General features: G+C 67.7%; 13 protein-coding genes and 1 tRNA gene. 3 read left to right on the top strand and 11 right to left on the bottom strand.

Annotated elements, in window-relative coordinates; genetic code table 11:
- Positions 1-53 precede the first annotated feature (53 nt).
- From ACYQ7X_RS07155 to ACYQ7X_RS07130, 6 genes are all read right to left on the bottom strand, one after another.
- Positions 54-2,324: an acetamidase/formamidase family protein gene (locus ACYQ7X_RS07155; RefSeq protein ID WP_459696232.1), complete on the bottom strand. Its 2,271-nt coding sequence runs from the start codon at positions 2,322-2,324 to the stop codon at positions 54-56.
- A 40-nt stretch (positions 2,325-2,364) separates the two neighbouring features.
- A complete protein-coding gene (locus tag ACYQ7X_RS07150; protein ID WP_459696231.1) occupies positions 2,365-3,435 on the bottom strand; it encodes an acetamidase/formamidase family protein in 1,071 nt (356 codons plus the stop codon).
- Positions 3,436-3,468: 33 nt separating this feature from the next.
- Positions 3,469-3,870, bottom strand: coding sequence for a RidA family protein (locus ACYQ7X_RS07145; RefSeq protein ID WP_459696230.1), 402 nt, complete (start codon positions 3,868-3,870; stop codon positions 3,469-3,471).
- Positions 3,867-5,459, bottom strand: a complete 1,593-nt coding sequence (locus ACYQ7X_RS07140; protein ID WP_459696229.1) for an amino acid ABC transporter permease/ATP-binding protein — start codon at positions 5,457-5,459, stop codon at positions 3,867-3,869. The genes ACYQ7X_RS07145 and ACYQ7X_RS07140 overlap by 4 nt, the downstream gene beginning before the upstream one ends.
- A complete protein-coding gene (locus tag ACYQ7X_RS07135; RefSeq protein ID WP_459696228.1) occupies positions 5,459-6,373 on the bottom strand; it encodes an ABC transporter substrate-binding protein in 915 nt (304 codons plus the stop codon). Before ACYQ7X_RS07135 ends, ACYQ7X_RS07140 begins: the two co-directional genes overlap by 1 nt.
- A gap of 335 nt (positions 6,374-6,708) precedes the next feature.
- Positions 6,709-6,784, bottom strand: a tRNA-Glu gene (locus tag ACYQ7X_RS07130).
- A gap of 211 nt (positions 6,785-6,995) precedes the next feature.
- Here ACYQ7X_RS07130 and ACYQ7X_RS07125 point away from each other — a divergent pair.
- Positions 6,996-9,824 (top strand): phosphoenolpyruvate carboxylase, encoded by a 2,829-nt coding sequence (locus ACYQ7X_RS07125; RefSeq protein ID WP_459696227.1) that lies wholly within the window; start codon positions 6,996-6,998, stop codon positions 9,822-9,824.
- A gap of 97 nt (positions 9,825-9,921) precedes the next feature.
- On the opposite strand, the gene ACYQ7X_RS07120 is transcribed toward ACYQ7X_RS07125, so the two are convergent.
- The 3 genes from ACYQ7X_RS07120 to ACYQ7X_RS07110 all read right to left on the bottom strand — a co-directional run bounded on the left by ACYQ7X_RS07120 (position 9,922) and on the right by ACYQ7X_RS07110 (position 12,653).
- Positions 9,922-10,251: a ferredoxin family 2Fe-2S iron-sulfur cluster binding protein gene (locus tag ACYQ7X_RS07120; RefSeq protein ID WP_459696225.1), complete on the bottom strand. Its 330-nt coding sequence runs from the start codon at positions 10,249-10,251 to the stop codon at positions 9,922-9,924.
- Positions 10,252-10,374: 123 nt separating this feature from the next.
- A complete protein-coding gene (locus tag ACYQ7X_RS07115) occupies positions 10,375-11,487 on the bottom strand; it encodes a cysteine desulfurase family protein (RefSeq protein WP_459696407.1) in 1,113 nt (370 codons plus the stop codon).
- Positions 11,488-11,540: 53 nt separating this feature from the next.
- Positions 11,541-12,653, bottom strand: coding sequence for a cysteine desulfurase family protein (locus ACYQ7X_RS07110; RefSeq protein WP_459696224.1), 1,113 nt, complete (start codon positions 12,651-12,653; stop codon positions 11,541-11,543).
- Positions 12,654-13,117: 464 nt separating this feature from the next.
- Here ACYQ7X_RS07110 and ACYQ7X_RS07105 point away from each other — a divergent pair, with 464 nt between their 5' ends.
- Positions 13,118-13,783 (top strand): alpha/beta hydrolase, encoded by a 666-nt coding sequence (locus tag ACYQ7X_RS07105; protein WP_459696223.1) that lies wholly within the window; start codon positions 13,118-13,120, stop codon positions 13,781-13,783.
- A gap of 84 nt (positions 13,784-13,867) precedes the next feature.
- On the opposite strand, the gene ACYQ7X_RS07100 is transcribed toward ACYQ7X_RS07105, so the two are convergent.
- The gene (locus tag ACYQ7X_RS07100; protein ID WP_459696222.1) at positions 13,868-15,016 is read right to left on the bottom strand and encodes an alpha-hydroxy acid oxidase; all 1,149 of its coding nucleotides are present in this window, start codon (positions 15,014-15,016) and stop codon (positions 13,868-13,870) included.
- Complete coding sequence (locus ACYQ7X_RS07095) at positions 15,000-15,953, bottom strand: LysR substrate-binding domain-containing protein (RefSeq protein ID WP_459696221.1); 954 nt, start codon at positions 15,951-15,953, stop codon at positions 15,000-15,002. Before ACYQ7X_RS07095 ends, ACYQ7X_RS07100 begins: the two co-directional genes overlap by 17 nt.
- Before the next feature lie 385 nt (positions 15,954-16,338).
- On the opposite strand from ACYQ7X_RS07095, the gene ACYQ7X_RS07090 reads away from it, so the two are divergent.
- Positions 16,339-18,003 carry an ABC transporter substrate-binding protein gene (locus ACYQ7X_RS07090; protein ID WP_459696220.1) on the top strand — a complete coding sequence of 555 codons (1,665 nt, stop codon included), beginning with the start codon at positions 16,339-16,341 and terminating at the stop codon, positions 18,001-18,003.
- Positions 18,004-18,007: the final 4 nt, after the last annotated feature.

Below are 18,007 nucleotides of genomic sequence, written 5' to 3'. Positions count from 1 at the left end.
ACCTTCATGGAACAACTGGCAGCGCCTGCGCGTCCAGCGCGTGCGGCGTCCGCCTAAGGCTGAAACAGGGCTTTCGGTATGCTCGCATGCACGCCCCAATTCCCGTCCACCACCTGGGTGATGCCAAAATCGACTGCGACCGAGAGCAATGAAATCGCCTCGTCCTCGGTTAACGTCTGCGCCGTCATCAGGAAGCGCCGTGCCTTGCGGAAGGCATCGCGCATCGCAGCGTCAAGCGAGGATCGCTTATAGACCTCGCTCTGCGCCGTCTCTCCGAAATCGGCGAGATAATCAGGGTGGCTGAAACCCTGGATGATCCAGTGCTCCTCGGTCTCGATCAGCGGATAGGAGAGATCGCGCAACATCGGCCCTGCCGTCTCGCGCGGATGCAGCGTCAAGCGCAGCTCGCCCGTCATCGAGCATTCGATGGCGGTGCCCGCAACTTCGCCATCGCCTTGCGCCGCATGCGGGTCTCCAAGCGAGAGCAGCGCACCGGGCACCGAGACCGGCAGGAAAATGCGCGTGCCCGCGCCCAGGCGCCAATTGTCGATATTGCCGCCGAAAGCCGAGGGCGGCACGGAATCGAGCAGTCCGGGGTGATCTGGCGCAAGCCCGATGGTGCCGAAATGCGGCCGTACCGGCACATGCACGCCCGCAAGCACGCCGCCCAAACGCTCGATGGTTGAGGGATCGACCGGCACGCCGGGATAGTCGATCGTCGGGTGCAGCACGCCGGAAGGATCGCGCTGCGGGGTCCAGCGGAAGCTGTACTCGGCATGGGCGCACAGCCGGTTGCCGCAGCTCAGCACCTCGTAGAGCGTCACGACCTCGCGCGGGCGCGGCCCTGTCAGCAGTTCGTCGTAATGCCGTCCCCACCAGACCGCGGCATTGCTGCCGAAGCTCCGCCCCTCATACCCCGGGGCGCGGCTCGGCCGCGGCGTGATGGCGAGAATCTCGACCTCCAGCACGTCGCGCGGGCGCGCAGCTTCCACCGCGATGGGTCCGGTCAGGATATGCACGCCGAAGCCCTCGCCCGCGCCCCTGCCGTAGATTGAGGCATCAAGCGGCCCGGCGCCGCGCCGGTCGACCGCCTTTCGCTCAGCCGTCCAGTGAAACACGGCCTCGGCATCGGCATCCCCCAGGATCATGCGCGCCGGATCGTCGGAGGCATGTTGCGTCAAGGTCTCGACGGTGACGGTATCGCCCGAGCGGACGGTGAGTGCAGGCGCAAGGGCGCGGCTGAAATAGCCCCAATGAATGGTCTCCGGCCTGGCCCGCAGGTGGTGATGCGCTGGGCCCGTGGCGCTCGGCCTGCTCGCCTGGGCCGAGGCGGGCGGTGGCGGCGCCGGAACCTTGGCCCCCGCCTGCGGACGGCCACGGCTGCGCAGAGGCGCGGGGGCGGAAGCCGCCGCCTCGCCTTGAGCACGGTGTTGCGCGGGTGACAGGCCAAAGCGCTGTCGGAAGGCGCGGCTGAAATGCGTCGGGTCTTCGAAGCCGCAGCGGAAGCCGATTTCGGCCACGGCAAGCGCCGCTTGCGTCGGATCGCGCAGGGCATCGGCTGCGCGCGTCAGCCGCCGATGGCGCAGATGCTGGCTGAAGCTTCTCCCCTCACCCTCCAGCAGCTTCTGCACGGCACGCTCCGACATGCCTTCCTCAGCCGCAAAGCGGGAGAGGTTGAGATGCGGCTCGGCCAAGCGCCGCTCGATCGCGGCGAGGATGCGTTGGCGAAGTGCTGCGCGCTGCGCCGTGCCACCGCTCAGGGCGCCGAGGATCGTGGGCAGGATCTCGCCGAGTGCCGTCTCCAGCGCGGAGAGCACCGCCTCTGTCCCGCTGTCCAGCGCGTCCCCGATGGTGCTGAGCAGGCCAGCAAGCACCGGCTGATCGGCAAGGCGCAGCGGCTCGGCCGTCTCCGCCAGGCCCTCGGCGAGGGCCGCCCAGCGCGGGTCCCGCCGCGGCAAGTGCAGCAGGAACAGCCGGCACGGCACTCCCGGCCGCAGCAAGGGGCCAGGGCCCATGGGCCAGCAGAGAAGGTCGCGCGGGCCTAAGGGCGCCCCGCTCTCCAGCCGCGCCGTGCCGCTGAGCAGAAGGCCGAGCAGAAGAATCTCCGCGCCGGTTTCGCCCAGCCGGCCCAAGCCTTGCGCGTCCGTCGCGAGCAGCGAGAAGGCTGTGCCCCGCGGCGCCTGCCAGTGGAGCAAGCGGCCCATCGGCGGCGGCCCTTCCCCCGGCGCGCTGAGGCTGAGGCCGATGCCGCGCAGCGCCTCGCTCCAGGCCGCGTGCCGACGGTCCAGCGGAAAGGGATCGGTGGTGAAGCGCAGGATAGCCATGGCCCGTCCATCTGCAGGATGGCCGGGGCCATGCAAGAACTCAGCCCGGCGGGAAAACCGCCCGGCAGATGCGGGCATGCACGCCCTGCCGCCCATCCACCACCTGCGTCACGCTGAAATCCGTCGCCACGCTCATCAGTGAATAGGCATCATCGCGGCTCAAGCCCCGATGCTCCGTCAACAGCCGCAGCATCTCGAGGCTCGCATTCTTCATGGCGAGGTCGAGGTCCTCGTCGAAGCCATGCGTTATCCAGTATTTCGGCGTCTCGAGCAGCGGCGAGGGAAAGGCGAAGTCCCGGCGCAGGAAGATCTGCATGGTCACGTCGAGCGAGGCTTCGATCGCGGTGCCGCTGATCTCGCCATCGCCTTGGGAGATATGCGGGTCACCGATGGAAAAAAGCCCGCCATCGACCTGCACGGGGTAGAACATCGTCGCCCCCGCGCCGATCCGCCAGTTGTCGATATTGCCGCCATGCTTGCCGGGCGGCACGGTGGAGACGCGCCCTGCCTCGTCGGGGGCGACCCCCGCGGTGCCGAGATGCGGGCGCACGGGGATGCGAATGCCGGCGAGCGCAGGCTGGCGGCAGCAATTCCGCGCCTCCGTGATCGTGCCGGGGGTGAGATACTTGCCCGGGAAATCATAGGCGAAGACGGCTTCGGCCGTCTGCCCCGCCTCGTCCATTTTGTAGACCGTCACTCGCTCCTTCTCGCCAAACTCCTTGTAGAGATGGCCCCAATGGGCGGCGAGATTGGAGCCATAGCGCAGCCGCGGCGTCATCTGGAGATAGCGCACCTCCAGCATGTCGCCCGGGCGCGCGCCGTCCACGAAGATCGGCCCCGTCATGATATGCACGCCGGGATTGCGATCGGCCTCCGGCACTTCGCGGAAGATACGCTCGACCCCGGCATCGAACATGAGGTCCGGCGCATCGCCCGCATGATGGGTGATGGCCTCGGCGCGGATGATGTCGCCGCTCTTTACGGTGAGCGCGGGCGCGAGGGCGGCATCGAAATAGCCCCAATGCACGGTCTCGGGCGTCGCCGGCAGCGCGTGCAAACTGGGCTGCAAGCGCTCCCGCTCGGCCGCATGGTCATTCTGGATCAGGCTCATCTGCATCTTCCGTCAAAGAGCGGGGGGAGAGGATCAGGCGGGGATGCCGGCCACAAGGTCGATCTCGACCAGGGCGCCGACCGCGAGTGCCGTGACGCCGACACAGGTGCGGGCTGGCAGCGGCCCCTGGAACCAGCTGCGATAGGCGGCGTTGAAGGCCGCATAGTCGCGCGCGAAGTCCGTGAGGTAGACGCGCACCATCAGCGCGGAGTCCATCGTCAGCCCGAATTGCGCGAGCACGGCTTCGAGATTGCGGCGCACCTGCTCGGCCTGCGCCACCACGTCGCCCTCGATCATGCGGCCGGTTTCCGGTTGTGTCGGCATCTGACCGGTGATGTGCAGCGTGTCACCCCAGCGCACGGCATGGCTGAAGGGTGCGACACCCGGCGGCACGCCCTGGGCGGGGGTGAAGGTGAAACTCTGCTTCTCGGTCATGCTATCGCCTCGACAGGCTCGCTCGCCCCCATGATGCGCAGGAAGCGGCGGGTGAGCGGGTTCTTGGGGTGGGAGAGGATGTCCCGCGCCGGGCCTTCCTCGGCGATCACGCCGCCGGCAAGAAAGACCACGCGGTCCGCCACATCGCGCGCGAAGCGCAGTTGATGGGTCGAGATGATCATGGTCAGCCCATCCTCCGCGGCGAGGCGGCGGATGACCTCCAGCACCTCGCCCACAAGCTCGGGGTCGAGCGCGCTCGTTGGCTCGTCGAGCAGGAGCAGGCGCGGATTGGGGGCCAGCGCACGGGCGATCGCCACGCGCTGCTGCTGCCCGCCCGAGAGATGGCGCGGCAGGGCATGGGCACGATGGGCGAGGCCGACGCGGGTGAGAAGCGCCATCGCCCGCGCCTCCGCCTCTGCCGCCGGCACGCCGTGAACCCAGCGTAGCGGCCCCGCGACGTTTTCGAGCGCGGAGAGATGCGCGAAGAGGTTGAAGTGCTGGAAAACCATGCCGAGGCCAAGCTCGGCCCGGGCGCGCGCCATGGCGCGTGGCGTGACCGGCCGGCCATCGGCGCCGCGGCCAAAGGCTTGGCCCGCGATGAGCACGCGCCCATGGTCCCAATCCTCCAGCCCATCGAGGCAGCGGAGCAGCGTGCTCTTGCCTGAGCCCGAGGGGCCGAGGAGTGCGACCACCTCGCCCGCGCGCACCGAAAGGCTGACGCGGTCCAGCACCAGCTGGTCGCCGTAGAGTTTTCGCAAATCCCGTGCTTCGAGCACAATATCCCCGAAGCTGCGCGGTGCATGGGGCCGGGCTGCGCCCGGCAGGCAATCAGGCTCCGCGGGCTCCTCGGTTGTCGGCTCTTCTGGCGCCACCGGCACAGGCAGCGGGCCTTGCGCGCGATACCAGGGCATGAGGCGCAGAAGCCTGCTTTCCGACCGTCCGCGATCGAGATCGAGCGCACGTTCGGCCACCAGCTGCAAGCCGCTGACGGCACCCGTCAGCACCAGATACATGACGCCCGAGGCGAAGAAGATCGAGAAGAAGTCGAAGGTGGAGGAAGCAAGCTGCGTGCTGCGCAGCGTTAGCTCCTGCACCGAAATCACGCTGGCGAGCGACGAATTTTTGAGTGCGGAGACCGCCTCGTTGCCGAAGGCCGGCACCATGATGCGGATCGCCTGCGGGCCCACGATGCGGCGCATGAGAACGCTTGGCGTCATGCCGAGCGCCTGGCCAGCCGCGCGCTGCCCGCGATCGACGCCCAAGATCCCCGAGCGGAGGATTTCCGCGATGAAGGGCGCTTCATTGGCGGAAAGTGCCAGTGCCGCCGCCATGGCCGCACTCAGCTTCAGCCCGATATGGGGCAGCGCATCATAGGCGAAGACAAGTTGCAGGATCAACGGCGTGCCGCGGAAGATCACGGTATAGCTGCGCGCGATTGCCGAGAGAAGCGGGAACCGGGCGAGTTGCATGCTCGCCAGGATCAGCCCCAGGATCAGCCCGCCCGCCAGGCCGAGCACCGTCACCTCGATGGTGAAGACGATGCCCGTCAGCAGATAAGGCAGGCTCAGATAATGGAGGAAAAGCTGCATCAGCCCGTCACGAGATGCGGTGCGGCGACGCTGCCGGCATCGAGCGACCACTTCTTGAGAAGCATTTCCTGCGCACCGGATTTCTGAAGAGCAGTGAGTGCTGCGACAAAGGCATCGCGCATCTCGGTCTTCCCCTTGGGCACGCCGATGCCGATGTAATAGGGCAGCGTCACGGCGACCGCTTTGCTCAGCTTGTCCGGATAGGCTTTCACCGCCTGATCGACCGTATTGACATCGTTGATATAGGTATCGGCGCGTCCCGCGAGAATCGCCTGGATGCAATCGGCGTTGTTGTCATAAAGCTGCAGCTGCGGCGCGGGCTTGCCGGCAGCTTTACAAGCGGGTGCGAGGTTCTGCACCAGCGGCACTTCGACGAAGCCGGTATTCTCGGCGGCCGTCGTGCCGCAGAGCGAGGTATTGATGCCGGTGATCTTCTTCGGATTGCCCTTCGCCACGAGCACACCATCGAACACTTTGGAATAGGTGATAAAGTCGGCGGCCTTCGCGCGCTCGGCGGTCGCGTAGATGTCCGAGATCACAAAGTCAGCTTGCCCGCTCTGCAACGTCGGCAAGAGGGCGGCGAAGGCGACGGGCTTGTAGGCGACCTTGAAGCCGAGGCATTTGCCGATCGCTTCGCCGAGGTCGATGTCGAAACCGATGTATCGGCTCGGGTCTTGCGGATCGAGCGCCTCGTAGCCCGGCGTGTGCGGGTTGATCGCGTTCGTCAGCGTCTTGCCCTTGAACATCGGGTATTTCGCCTGGAGCGCGGTGCAGGCGGCAGGCGTGGGCGGCAGGCCGCTACCGGCCGCATGGGCCAGGCGTGGCGCTGCCACCCCGAGCAGACAGGCAGCACCGAGGACGGCGCGCAGCACGACGCGCCGCAGTGGCAGGGAAATGCTTTTGCCGAGCCGCATCCAGATCACTCCTCTAAGATTTCGGAGCGATTATAGGAAGCCGGCAGGGTATCTCCTTTGGAAGGGAAGGATACCTTGTTGGCAAATTTAGAGGGACAATCCGCAGTTTGCTTCTAATGTCACCGGATTTTGATGCATTGCCTTATTTTTAGGCAGACAACATTTACGCTGTGGCGCCTGCCCAACCATCAAGGCAAGGTATTGGATCCACGCCCGGCACGAGAGGCGACATTCGAACCCCTGTTACCGCCGTGAAAGAGACTGGCGTGATGCCCGTATATCGGCCAGATATTGGACACTAACCTGCCAAAAATCTCATAAATCATTGAAAAAATTGGCGTCCCGTAGGGGATTCGAACCCCTGTTACCGCCGTGAGAGGGCGGTGTCCTAGGCCTCTAGACGAACGGGACAGGCCGGCGCGGCGCTTCGGCTCGCGTGGGCCGGGTCTATAACCGCCCTCTATGCGCAGGGCAAGGGGCATTGGCTGGCAAGCCTCAGCATTTGCCGCATGGCGGGGCGGCGGCACCCTGCAGAGGCGCAGCGGGCAGAAAAATTGCGAAAAACGCCAACGAAAGCGCATCAATTCGTTGCGACCGACGCGCTGCGATGCACAATAGGCGCATGCCAGACCAGCACAGCACTGCCGACGCCCCACCCCGCCCCGAAACCCCCGCGCAGATCGCGGCGCTCGCGGCCGAGCTTCTCGGTGTCATGCGTGGCGCGCTCGAACGCGCGGCCCAGGATCCGTTCAGCAATCCGGTCATGTCCATGGCGCTCGCGATTTCACGGCGGCTGGACCAGGGGCAGCTCAGCGAAGCCGATCTCTCCGGCCTTGTCTGCTGGCTGCGCGACGAAGCCTATCAGCAGCGCGCCGCCAGACTCGCCGCTTATGTCGGCCTCGCCCAGGGCGAGAGGGCGGAAAGCGCGATGGCGACCCTCGCCGCCCGCCTCATCCGCCCCGACCCGAACGACAGCGCCCTGCCCTTCGCGCAGTTCCGCCAGGCGGTGGAGCGCACGCGCTATTCCGCCGTCTTCACCGCCCACCCTACCTTCTCGCTCCCCTATCCGGTGGCCGATGCGCTGGCCCGCGCCGCCTCGGGCGAAGAGGGCGTCTCCTGCTTTACCTCGCACCGCCCGGCGCCCGTCACCCTCGAAGACGAGTTCGCCCAGGCCCATGCCGCGATCGCCCGCGGGCGCGACGCGATCGATCTGCTGAACGGCGCCATCTTCGACGCGGCGCGCGAGACCTGGGCGCATCGCTGGCTCGATCTTTCGCCGCGCCCGATCACCCTCACGAGCTGGGTCGGCTATGATACCGACGGGCGCACCGATATCGGCTGGTGGGATACGCTGCGGCTGCGGCTGCGCATGAAGCTCTACCAGTTGCAGCGGCTGGCGGCGCAACTCGAACCCCTGCCGGCGGCCGCCGCCATCCTCGCCCGCACCGAGCGCGCGATCAGCGCCGTCGAAACCCAGATCGCCGCCGCCCCGAACGGCACCGATGTCGTCGCCGTCGGCGCTTTCGGCCAAGCCCTCGTCGGGCTGCGCGAGGAAGCGCTGACGACGCCCGAGCCGCTCCTCGCCCTCTTTCCGGCAGCCCTCGCGCAAGCCGATGAAGCCGAGCGCCGCGCGCTGCTCATCGCGCGGGCCGGCCTCGTCTCGCACAATCTCAGCCTCACGCATACGCATACGCGCCTCAACTCGGCGCAGCTGCATAATGCCGCCCGCCAGCGCCTCGGCCTTGCCGATCCGCCGGCCGATGCCTCGCGCCGCCGGGTGCTGCTCGGCGCGATCAACCAGGCGCTTGAAACGGTCAAGCCCGAGCCGATCAATTTCGGCACGCTGATGGCGGAGCAGGCCTCCGCCGCACGGCTGATGATGACGGTGGCGCAGATCGTCAAGCATATCGATGCCGCGAGCCCGGTGCGCTTCCTCATCGCCGAAACCGAAACCGGCTACACCCTGCTCACCGCTCTCTATTTCGCCCGCCTCTTCGGCATCGACGACAAGATCGAGATCAGCCCGCTCTTCGAAACCGCGGAGGCGCTGAGCCAAGGCCATCGCATCGTCGAAGAAGCGCTGCGCAGCCCGCATTACCGCGCCTATCTCCGCCGCACCGGCCGGCTCGCCGTGCAGTTCGGCTATTCCGATTCGGGGCGCTACGTCGGCCAGATCGCGGCGACCTATCTGATCGAGCGGCTTAGGCTCAAGATTTGCGAGGCGATGGTCAAGCACGGGCTCACCGATGTCGAGCTGGTGCTGTTCGATACCCATGGCGAGAGCATCGGCCGGGGCGCGCATCCGGGTTCGCTGATCGATCGCCTCGCCTATCTCTCCCCCGCCGTCGGCCGCCGCGCCTTCCAGGCGGCAGGCATCGCCTATCGGGAAGAGAGCGCCTTCCAGGGTGGCGACGGCTACCTGCTCTTCGGCACCCCCGCCCTCGCCGCCGCCACCATCATGCGCATCGCGGAATTCGCGCTCGGCGAGGTGAATGAGAAGGAAGATCCGATCTACCAGGATCCGGACTTCGCGGCGGATTTCTTCGCCACCATCCGCGGCAGCATGGAGGAGCTGGTCGAAGATCCGGGCTATGCCGCACTGCTCGGCACCTTCGGCCCGGCGCTGATCGACCGGACAGGCTCGCGCCCCGCCGCCCGGCAAAGCGATGCCTCGGGCGGCCCCGCCATCATCAGCCATCCGCGCGAATTGCGCGCCATTCCGAACAACGCCATCCTCCAGCAGCTCGGCTGGTGCGCCAATACCTTGCAGGGCCTCGGGCTTGCCGCCAGCCGCAACCCCGATCAGGTCTCGGAACTGCGGCGCACCAGCCCGCGCTTCCGCCGCGCCATGGATTTCGCCTCCCACGCCTTGCGCCATTCGCATCTTGATGTGCTGCGCGCGGTGGTCGCGACTCTCGACCCCGGCACCTGGCTCGATCGCGCGGGCCATGCGGCGATCCCCGGCCGGCGCGAGGCGCTGATGGCGGTTGCCCAAGGGCTCGAACAGCTCGGCATCTGGTCGGAGGTGCTCGCCATGTTCCGCCGCGTCAACACCGATCATCTGGCCTTGCGCGCCGCCTGGCCCGATGCGCCGCAGATGAGCGAGCGGGAATTGCTGCTGCATGCGCTGCGGCTGGCCGCCATCCACCGCATCTGGATCCTCACGGCGATGATCCCCGATTTCGCGCCCCGCCTCGGCGTCATGCGCACGGGGCTACAGCAGCGCCTGCTCCGGCTCGACGTGCCGGCGGCACTGGCGACGCTCGGGCGGATTTTCCCCTCCGCGCCGGACGACACCGCCGGGACCGATTTCGGCGAGCCCGGCTCCTCCCCCAATAGCCTCGGCTACGGGCGGGAACATGCCGAGATCTTCACCCCGATCGGGCGCTATTTCGAACTCGTGCGTGAAATCAGCACCGCCATCTGCCATGAGGTCGGCGCCTTCGGGTAAGCCCCGAGCGACAGAAGGGGCCCGGCGGCCGGGGTGCGATGCTCAAGGCCCGCCGCCGCGCGCTTTTCGCGGATGTAACGACGGCCGGCGCGTCCGGTTAACCCTGGGCGTTGCGCACGCCGGAGGGCAGGCGCACAACCAGCCCGTCGAGGCTATCGTCGATCACGATCTGGCAGCCAAGGCGCGAGGTCTCTTCCAGGCCGAAGGCGAGATCGAGCATGTCTTCCTCGTCCTCGCTCGGCGTGTTGAGCTTGTCGAACCATTCCGGATCGATGATGACGTGGCAGGTCGAGCAGGCGAGAGAGCCTTCGCACGCGCCCTCGAGGTCGATCCCGTGCTTATGCGCCACTTCGAGCACAGAAAGACCGCGCGGCGCATCGACCTCGCGCCGGGTTCCGTCTCGCTCCACGAAAGTCATCTTCGGCATCGGCTCTTGCTTTCCTCGAAAACGGGGCCCCGGGCGGCCTTCGCATCCGTCTGGCGAAGGCGGCCAGCGCCCCCGCCCCTGGGAGAGGCGCGTCTCCGCGGCCCACCCTCACCGGGCTCTGCTCTAGCCCGCCACCGCCTCTGCCGCGACCCGGCGCGCGGCTTCGGCAAGGGCCGCGGCGGCGGTAGCGATATCCTCCGCCGAGGTCAAGCGGCCGAGCCCGATGCGGAGGCTCCGGCGGGCCGCTTCCGGCGCAAGGCCGAGCGCCGTCAGCACATGGCTGGCCCCTACGCCGCCATCCGGCCCGCTGGTGCAGGCGGAGCTTGAGGAGAGGCAGAGATCGGGCGCCGCCGCGAGCAAGGTCGAGGCGCTGCCGGCGGGAAAGGTGAGGTTGAGGTTGCCCGCCACCCGCCGCTCGGGATGGCCGTTGAGGATGACGCCCGGGATCGCGCGCGTGAGCCGGGCATGCAACTCGGCCGCGAGGGCGCCGAGGCGGGCGGCTTCCGCCGGCCCCTCGCTCCGCGCCAGGCGCGCGGCCTCCCCCATGCCGATGATCAGCGGCACCGGCAGCGTGCCGGGGCGCAAACCCCGCTCCTGCCCGCCGCCCGCCATCAGCGGGCTGATCCGCATGCGCGGCCGCCGGCGGATATAGAGCGCACCGATCCCCTTGGGGCCGTACATCTTGTGGGCGGAGAGGGAGACGAGATCGGCGGCGAGCGCGCGCATGTCGAGCGGAATGCGCCCCGCCGCCTGGGCGGCATCCACGTGTAGGGCCGCCCCCGCCCCCTTTACCATCGGCGCCAGTGCAGCCAGATCCTGCACCACGCCGATCTCGTTATTCACCGCCATGATGGAGACGAGCAGCGTCGGCACGGCCAGCGCATCGGCCAGCCGCTCGGGGTCGAGCAGACCGTCGGAGCGCACCGGCAGCACTACCGGCTCGAACCCCTCTTCGGCGAGGCCGGCCACCGGGTCGAGCACGGCATGATGCTCGGTCGCGAGGGTGATGACGCGGCGGCGCGGGTTACCGAGCTGCCGGGCGAAACGGGCGGCACCGAGGATCGCCAGATTGTTCGCTTCCGTCGCCCCCGAGGTGAAGATGATCTCCTCCGGCTGCGCCCCGATCAGGCTCGCCACGGCATCGCGCGCGCCCTCCACCGCCTCGGCCGCCTGCCGGCCCATGCCGTGCTCCACGCTGCCGGCATTGCCGAAGCAGTCGGAGAACCAGGGCAGCATGGCGGCGAGGACGCGGGCATCGCATGGGGTCGTCGCATGATGGTCGAGATAGATCACGCAGCATGCCTCCCAAGGCGGGTTACCATGGCGGCATAGGCCGAAGCAAAGGCGGCGGCATGCTCCGCGCCCGCATTCCACGGAAGGGAAACCCGGATCGCCTCGCCGGCGAGGGGGCCGAGGCCCATCGCCTCCAGCACATGGCTGCGCGCGACCTTGCCGGAGGAACAGGCGGACCCCGCCGAGACGGCGAGGCCGGCGAGATCGAGCGCGATCACCTGCGCCTCGGCCCGCACGCCGGGGAGCGCGAGGCAGGTGGTATTGGGCAGGCGCGGGGCCCCGGCCCCAAGGACGACGCCGCCGGCCTCACGGGCCGCCGCCTCGATCGCATCGCGCAACGGGCCGAGGCCAGCGGCCGCGGCAGGCGCCGCCGCTGCTGCCGCCGCGGCGAAACCGGCGATCGCTGGCAGGGCATGCGTGCCGCCGCGCCGCCCCCGCTCCTGCCCGCCGCCGGCGACCAGCGGGGCGAGACGGTCCGCCGCTTCCGGCGTCAGCAGGAGCGCGCCGACACCGGGCGGCCCGCCCAGCTTATGGGCCGAAAGGCTGAGGGCATCGGCGCCCGATTCGGCCAGGGAAAGTGCCAGCCGCCCGGCGCCCTGCACCGCATCGACATGCAGAACCGCCCCCGCCGCGCGGCAAAGCGCGGCGATCGCCGCGATCGGCTGGATCGCGCCGGTCTCGTTATTGGCAAGCATGACGGAGACGAGGGCGGGCCCTCTGCGCAGCATGGCCTCCAGCCGATCGAGGCGGACCACCCCTTCGGCATCGACCGGGATGACGCCCGCCTCAGGCCCGGCCGCGGCGATCACCGCCGCATGTTCGCTGGCACCCCGCAGGATCGGCAGGCCGAGCGCGTGGCCAAGGCCGTGGATCGCCAGGGCATCTGCCTCCGTTCCGCCTGCGGTGAAGACGAGGTTGCGCGGCGCTCCGCCGAAGCGCCGGGCGATGGTTTCGCGGCAATCCTCCAAAAGCCGCCGCGCCGCCCGCCCCTCCCCATGGATCGAGGAGGGATTGCCGAGCGTATCGAGGGCGAGCAGCATCGCCGCCCGCGCTTCGGGGCGCAGCGGCTCGGTCGCATTCGCGTCGAGATAGTAGCGGGGGGCTGTCATGGCGCGGCCGGGCCCTGCGGTGCCGCGTTGCAGCGGTGGGCGCGAAGCGGCCGAGCGGCCGTGCGGTCAGGGCTTGCGCGCAGAAACATGCAGGCCATGCGACATTTCCATATGAATCCGCTCATCCATCGCCTTATTATCGCCTTCGTCCTCGACAGATGAAAGGCTTTGCCGAGGCGGCTGCCATCCCTTCCCGCCTTCCCCCACCCTGCCCGCAGAGGCGCCGCGGACGGCGTTTCGTCCTGCGTTCCTCCTGGGCCATGCCATCGCTCGCCAGCCTCCTCGGAGACTGCCGCAGCCATGACGGTGCGGCATGTGGGGGTTTCGAGCGTGGCGCGGTGAGGCCGCGCTGGTTACTAGTGGATGCAGTTCGCCCATGAGCCTCTTTCGCGGGAATGAGCTTTGGTCGGTCGTCCGAGTGATCGGGGGGCCCAATCGCTATCTAAAAATAGGTTTAGAGCGCCATGCCTGAAGTGATGTTCGCCGGCCCTGACGGTCGTTTGGAAGGCCGCTACCACCACAGCAAGGAGACGGGCGCGCCGCTCGCCCTCGTGCTGCATCCGCATCCCCTGCATGGGGGCACCATGAACAACCGGATCACCTACGGGATGTTCCAGGCGTTCCAGCGGCTCGGCTTCTCCGTGATGCGGTTCAATTTCCGCGGCGTCGGCCGCAGCCAGGGCCGCTACGATGGCGGAATCGGCGAGATCAGCGATGCCGCTGGCGCGCTCGACTGGATGCAGTCGATCAACCCCAATTCCTCGGGGCTGTGGATTGCCGGCTATTCCTTCGGCGCCTTCGTCGGCATGCAGCTGCTGATGCGCCGGCCGGAGATTTCGGGCTGGATCAGCGTCGCCCCGCCGGCCACGCATTACGATTTCGGCTTCCTCGCCCCCTGCCCCACTGGCGGGCTCATGATCCATGGCGATGCCGACGAGCTGGTGGCCGAATCGGGCGTGCGCAAGCTCGTGGACAAGCTCAACACCCAGAAGGGCGTCTCGATCGACTATCGCGTCTATGAGGGCGCGGATCACGTGATGGCCAATTACGCGGATCGTATCGGCCAGGATCTGGAGGACTATGTGCGCACGACGATGGCACGCAAGCAGATGGCCCTCGCCGCCGACTGAGAGGCAGCGCATAAAGGCATAAATATATGTTTATGTCCGCATGACTATCGAGGCCGGGTGCCGCAAAGCGCCCGGCTTTTTTGTTCAGAGCATGTGCAGCACCGAGCGGCCGCGATCGCGGAGTTCGGCCACACTCGCAAGACCCATGAGCGCCAGGGTCGCATCAAGTTCGGACGCCAGCATGGCGATGACGCGGGCGACGCCGGCCTCACCCCCGGCCGCCACGCCCCAGGCCTGCGGCCGCCCGATGGATATGGCGGAAGCGCCCAGGGCCAGCGCGATCGCCATATGGGCGCCGCGGCGGAAGCCGCCATCGATCAGCACCTCCATCCGGTCGCCGACTGCGTCCACCACCCGCGGCAAGGCCATGATGGTGGAAGAGGCGTAATCGAGCTGCCGCCCGCCATGGTTCGAGACCACCACGGCATCCGCCCCGAGATCGGCCGCCCGCCGCGCATCCTCGGCTTCGAGGATACCTTTGATGACCAGCTTGCCCCGCCAGCGCCCGCGCAGCCATTCGACATCCGCCCAGGAAAGTCCGGGGTCCATCTGGCGCGAGAGATTGCCCGCCTGCTCCATCACACCCTTGCCGAAGCCACCCTCCCGCGCGACGCCGACCTGCGGCATGCCATCGGCCACCATATCGAGGCACCAGCGCGGGCGGGTCAGCATATCGAGCCACTGGCTGAGGGTCGGGCGCGTGAGATCGCGAAAGCCGTTCCGCGTATCCCGCTCCCGCAAGGGCGTCACGGCGGTATCGACGGTGAGGAACAGCGCCTCTACCCGTGCGCCTTCGGCACGCGCGATCATCCTCTCGGTGTTCTGCCGGTCCCGCAGCACGTAGAGCTGGGAATAGACGGCGGTGTTGGGCGCTTCCCGCGCCACCTCGTCCACCGGGCAGATGGAAAAGGCGGAGACGCAGGAGGGAATGCCTGCCGTGGCTGCCGCCCGCGCGGCCTGCACTTCGCCCTTGCGGGCGAACATGCCGAGGAAGCCGACCGGCCCCAGCATCAGCGGCAAGGCATGCTCACGGCCGAGGAACGCGGCCGAAAGATCGCGCTGCGCAACATCCCGCAGCACGTGCTGGCGCAGGCGGAAGGCGGCGAAATCCGCCTCGTTGGCGGCCATGGTAAGTTCCGCATTGGCGCCGCCATCGATGTAATCGAAGAAGATGCGCGGCAGGCGGCGGCGTGCGAGGCGGCGCAGATCGGCGATGTTATGGGCGTTCTTCATTCTCTGTCCGGCCGATGGGTTTGCGGGGCTGGCGGCCGAGGCGGCCGATCATCCAGGAGCGGAAGAGGCTGATCACCGGATCGCCGAGGTCTTCCGAATGGAAGGTGAGGTAATAGCCGAAACCGTCCTCGCCCGTCGCTTCATAAGGCTGCACCAGGCGCCCCGAGGCGATCTCGGGGGCGAACATGTCGATATCGGCCAGCACAACGCCGTGGCCGGCCATGGCGAATTGCACCGCGAGGGTGACCGTATCGAAGGCCATGCCGCGCCGGGTATCGAGGGCGAAGCCCTGGGCACGGGCGAAATGCGCCCAATGCGCGCCGATCGGCTCGCCCTGCAGCTTCACATGCAGCAGTTCCTGGCGCCCGAGGAAGGCCGACAGGTCGATCCCCTGGCTCGCCGCCGCCACCGATGGCGCGCAGACCGGCGCGACGCGCACCAGCCAGAGCAGATCGCGCACCGTGCTGCCCGCCTGCGGCCGATCGTAAACGACGGCGACATCCACCTCCCCCGCCGGCAGGCCGGTGCCCAGGCTGGTCGAAACATCGATGAGGATATCCGGGAAGGCGCGGCGGAAATCGCCGAGGATAGGCAGCGCCACCTGATGCAGGAAGGACGGCGGCATATGCACCCTGAGGCGCCGCTGATGCCCCGCCTCCTCGCGCAGGATGTCGTTCATCACCTCTTCCAGTCGATCAAAGGATTTCTGCACCACGGGCAGCAGCGCGGCACCCGCAGGCGTCAGCGCAAGGCCGCTCGGGCGGCGTTCCAGGAGCGGGCGGCCGAGCAGATCCTCGAGCGCGGCGACATGCCGGCTCAAGGCACTCTGCGTCACCTGCAGGCGCTGAGCGCCGCCGGTGAAGCTCAGCTGGCGCGCCACCGCTTCGAAAGCGCGCAGCGCGTTGAGCGGCAGCCAGCGGCGGTCGATCACAGCCATCGGTGGGGTCCATACCAGGCGCTGCGGCACGGCAGACGCGCCCTTGCCGTTTAGGCATCTGATGAAGCGGCGGGCAAGCCCTGCCTGCTTCGCCGCCAGCTGAGCCCGCTCCGCCCTGCGGCGCGATCAAGCCGCGCGGCCGCCGGCGGCTTGGCATCGTCCTTGCTGGAGACTCTGCCGCAACCTTTCCGCAAGCACCTGATCCCGCATGGAAACCCCCTCTCGCGGCGGCATCGGGCGCGAGACGAATTGACAGAGAGTGAAATTCCCGCCGAGATGCCATTCCCAAAGCGCATAGGAAGACGCACGCTTCCCCCACCGGCGAGCCAGGTCTCGGACTTCACCCAAAGCAGGCCGCCCAAGGCGGCACATCGACGAGGTTGCAATGTCTCAGCGTGATCAGTTCATCTCCCAAATCCGGCGCAATCTCGGCGAGGCAGAGAATGATCTGCTCGACAATGCGCTGGCCGGGCGCGTCGATCGGCGCAGCTTCCTGGCGCACGGCACGCGGCTCGGCCTCGCCCTGCCGCTGCTCGGCGGCCTTGCCGGCGCGATGGGCATGGGCGGCATTAGCCGGGCGCGGGCTGCCGGCAAGCCCGGCGGCACGCTTCGTGTCGCGCTGACGGTGCCGGCCGGCGCGATCGACCCGGTGACGATCGCCGATGATGGCGGGCTGATGGTCGCCATGCAGACGGCGGAATATCTTTGCGTTCTCAACCCTGACTTCACCCTCCGCCCCGTGCTCGCCACCAGCTGGTCCCCCAACAAGGACGGCTCGGTCTGGACTTTCAAGATCCGCCAGGGTGTCAAATTCAGCAATGGCGCGCCGCTCAACGCCGATGCGGTGGTGACGAGCGTGGAGCGCCTCGTCAACCCGAAGAACGGATCGAACGCGCTATCCGCCTTCAAGGGCGTGCTCTCGCCCGGGGCCAGCCGGAAGGTCGATGATTATACCGTCGAATTCCATCTCGATGCGCCGAACGGCAATTTCCCCTACGTGCTCTCCTCCGACAACTACAACCTCTATATCCTGCCGGCGAACTATGCCGGGGATTTCGAGAAGACCTTCGTCGGGACCGGGCCGTTCAAGCTCGAGAAGTATATCCCGAAAGTCGGCTGCTCCTTCGTGCGCAACGAAGAGTATTGGGGCCCGAAGGCGCTGGTCGATCGGGTGGAGATGACCTTCTACACCGATATGCAGCCGCAGGTGCTGGCGCTCCAGGGCGGCCAGGTGGACATGCTGGCGCAAATGTCGGTCGCCGCCGGGCGCGCCATCCTGCACAACCCGCAGTTCAAGGTCATCCGCTGCAAATCGAGCGCGCATGAGCAGGTCCATATGAAATGCGACGTGGGCCCCTTCAAGGATAAGCGCGTGCGCCAGGCGCTGGCGCTCTCCCTCAACCGGAAGGCGCTGATCCGCGGCCTCTTCCAGGGCTATGCCGATATCGGCAATGACAGCCCCTTCTGCCCCGCCTTTCCGTCCTCCGATCTCTCGATCCCGCAGCGGGACCAGGATCTGAAGAAGGCGCGCCAGCTTCTCGAACAGGCGGGGATGGGCCATGGCTTCTCGGTGACGCTGACGACCGAGCAGTTCATCGAAATTCCCGATTACGCGGTGCTGATCCAGAGCTTCGCCAAGAAGATCGGCATCAACATCAACCTGCATATCGAAAGCCAGGACGCTTATTACGGCAAGGCGGTGCCCGGCCAGTCCGACTGGCTGGACAGCCCCCTCGGCATCACCGATTACGGCAACCGCGGCGTGCCGAACGTCTTCCTCAGCGCGCCCCTGCTGTCGAGCGGCACCTGGAACGCGGCGCATTTCAAGAACCCGACCTATGACGGCCTGGTCGCCGATTACGTCAAGGCGCTCGATCTTTCGAGCCAGCGCGCCGTCTCCGGCAAGATCGAAAGCCTGCTGCTGGACGAAACGCCCGTCATCTTCGCCTATTTCTACAACTATCTCTACGCGACATCGAAGGCGGTCTCGGGCCTGCCGGCCGTCGCCGATCGTCCGCTGCTGCAATACGCCAGCATCGCACAGAGCTGAAGGA

This window comes from Acidisoma sp. C75, assembly GCF_054665095.1.
Note: the sequence above shows the minus strand (reverse complement) of the source record. Positions and strands in the feature narration are given on the sequence as shown.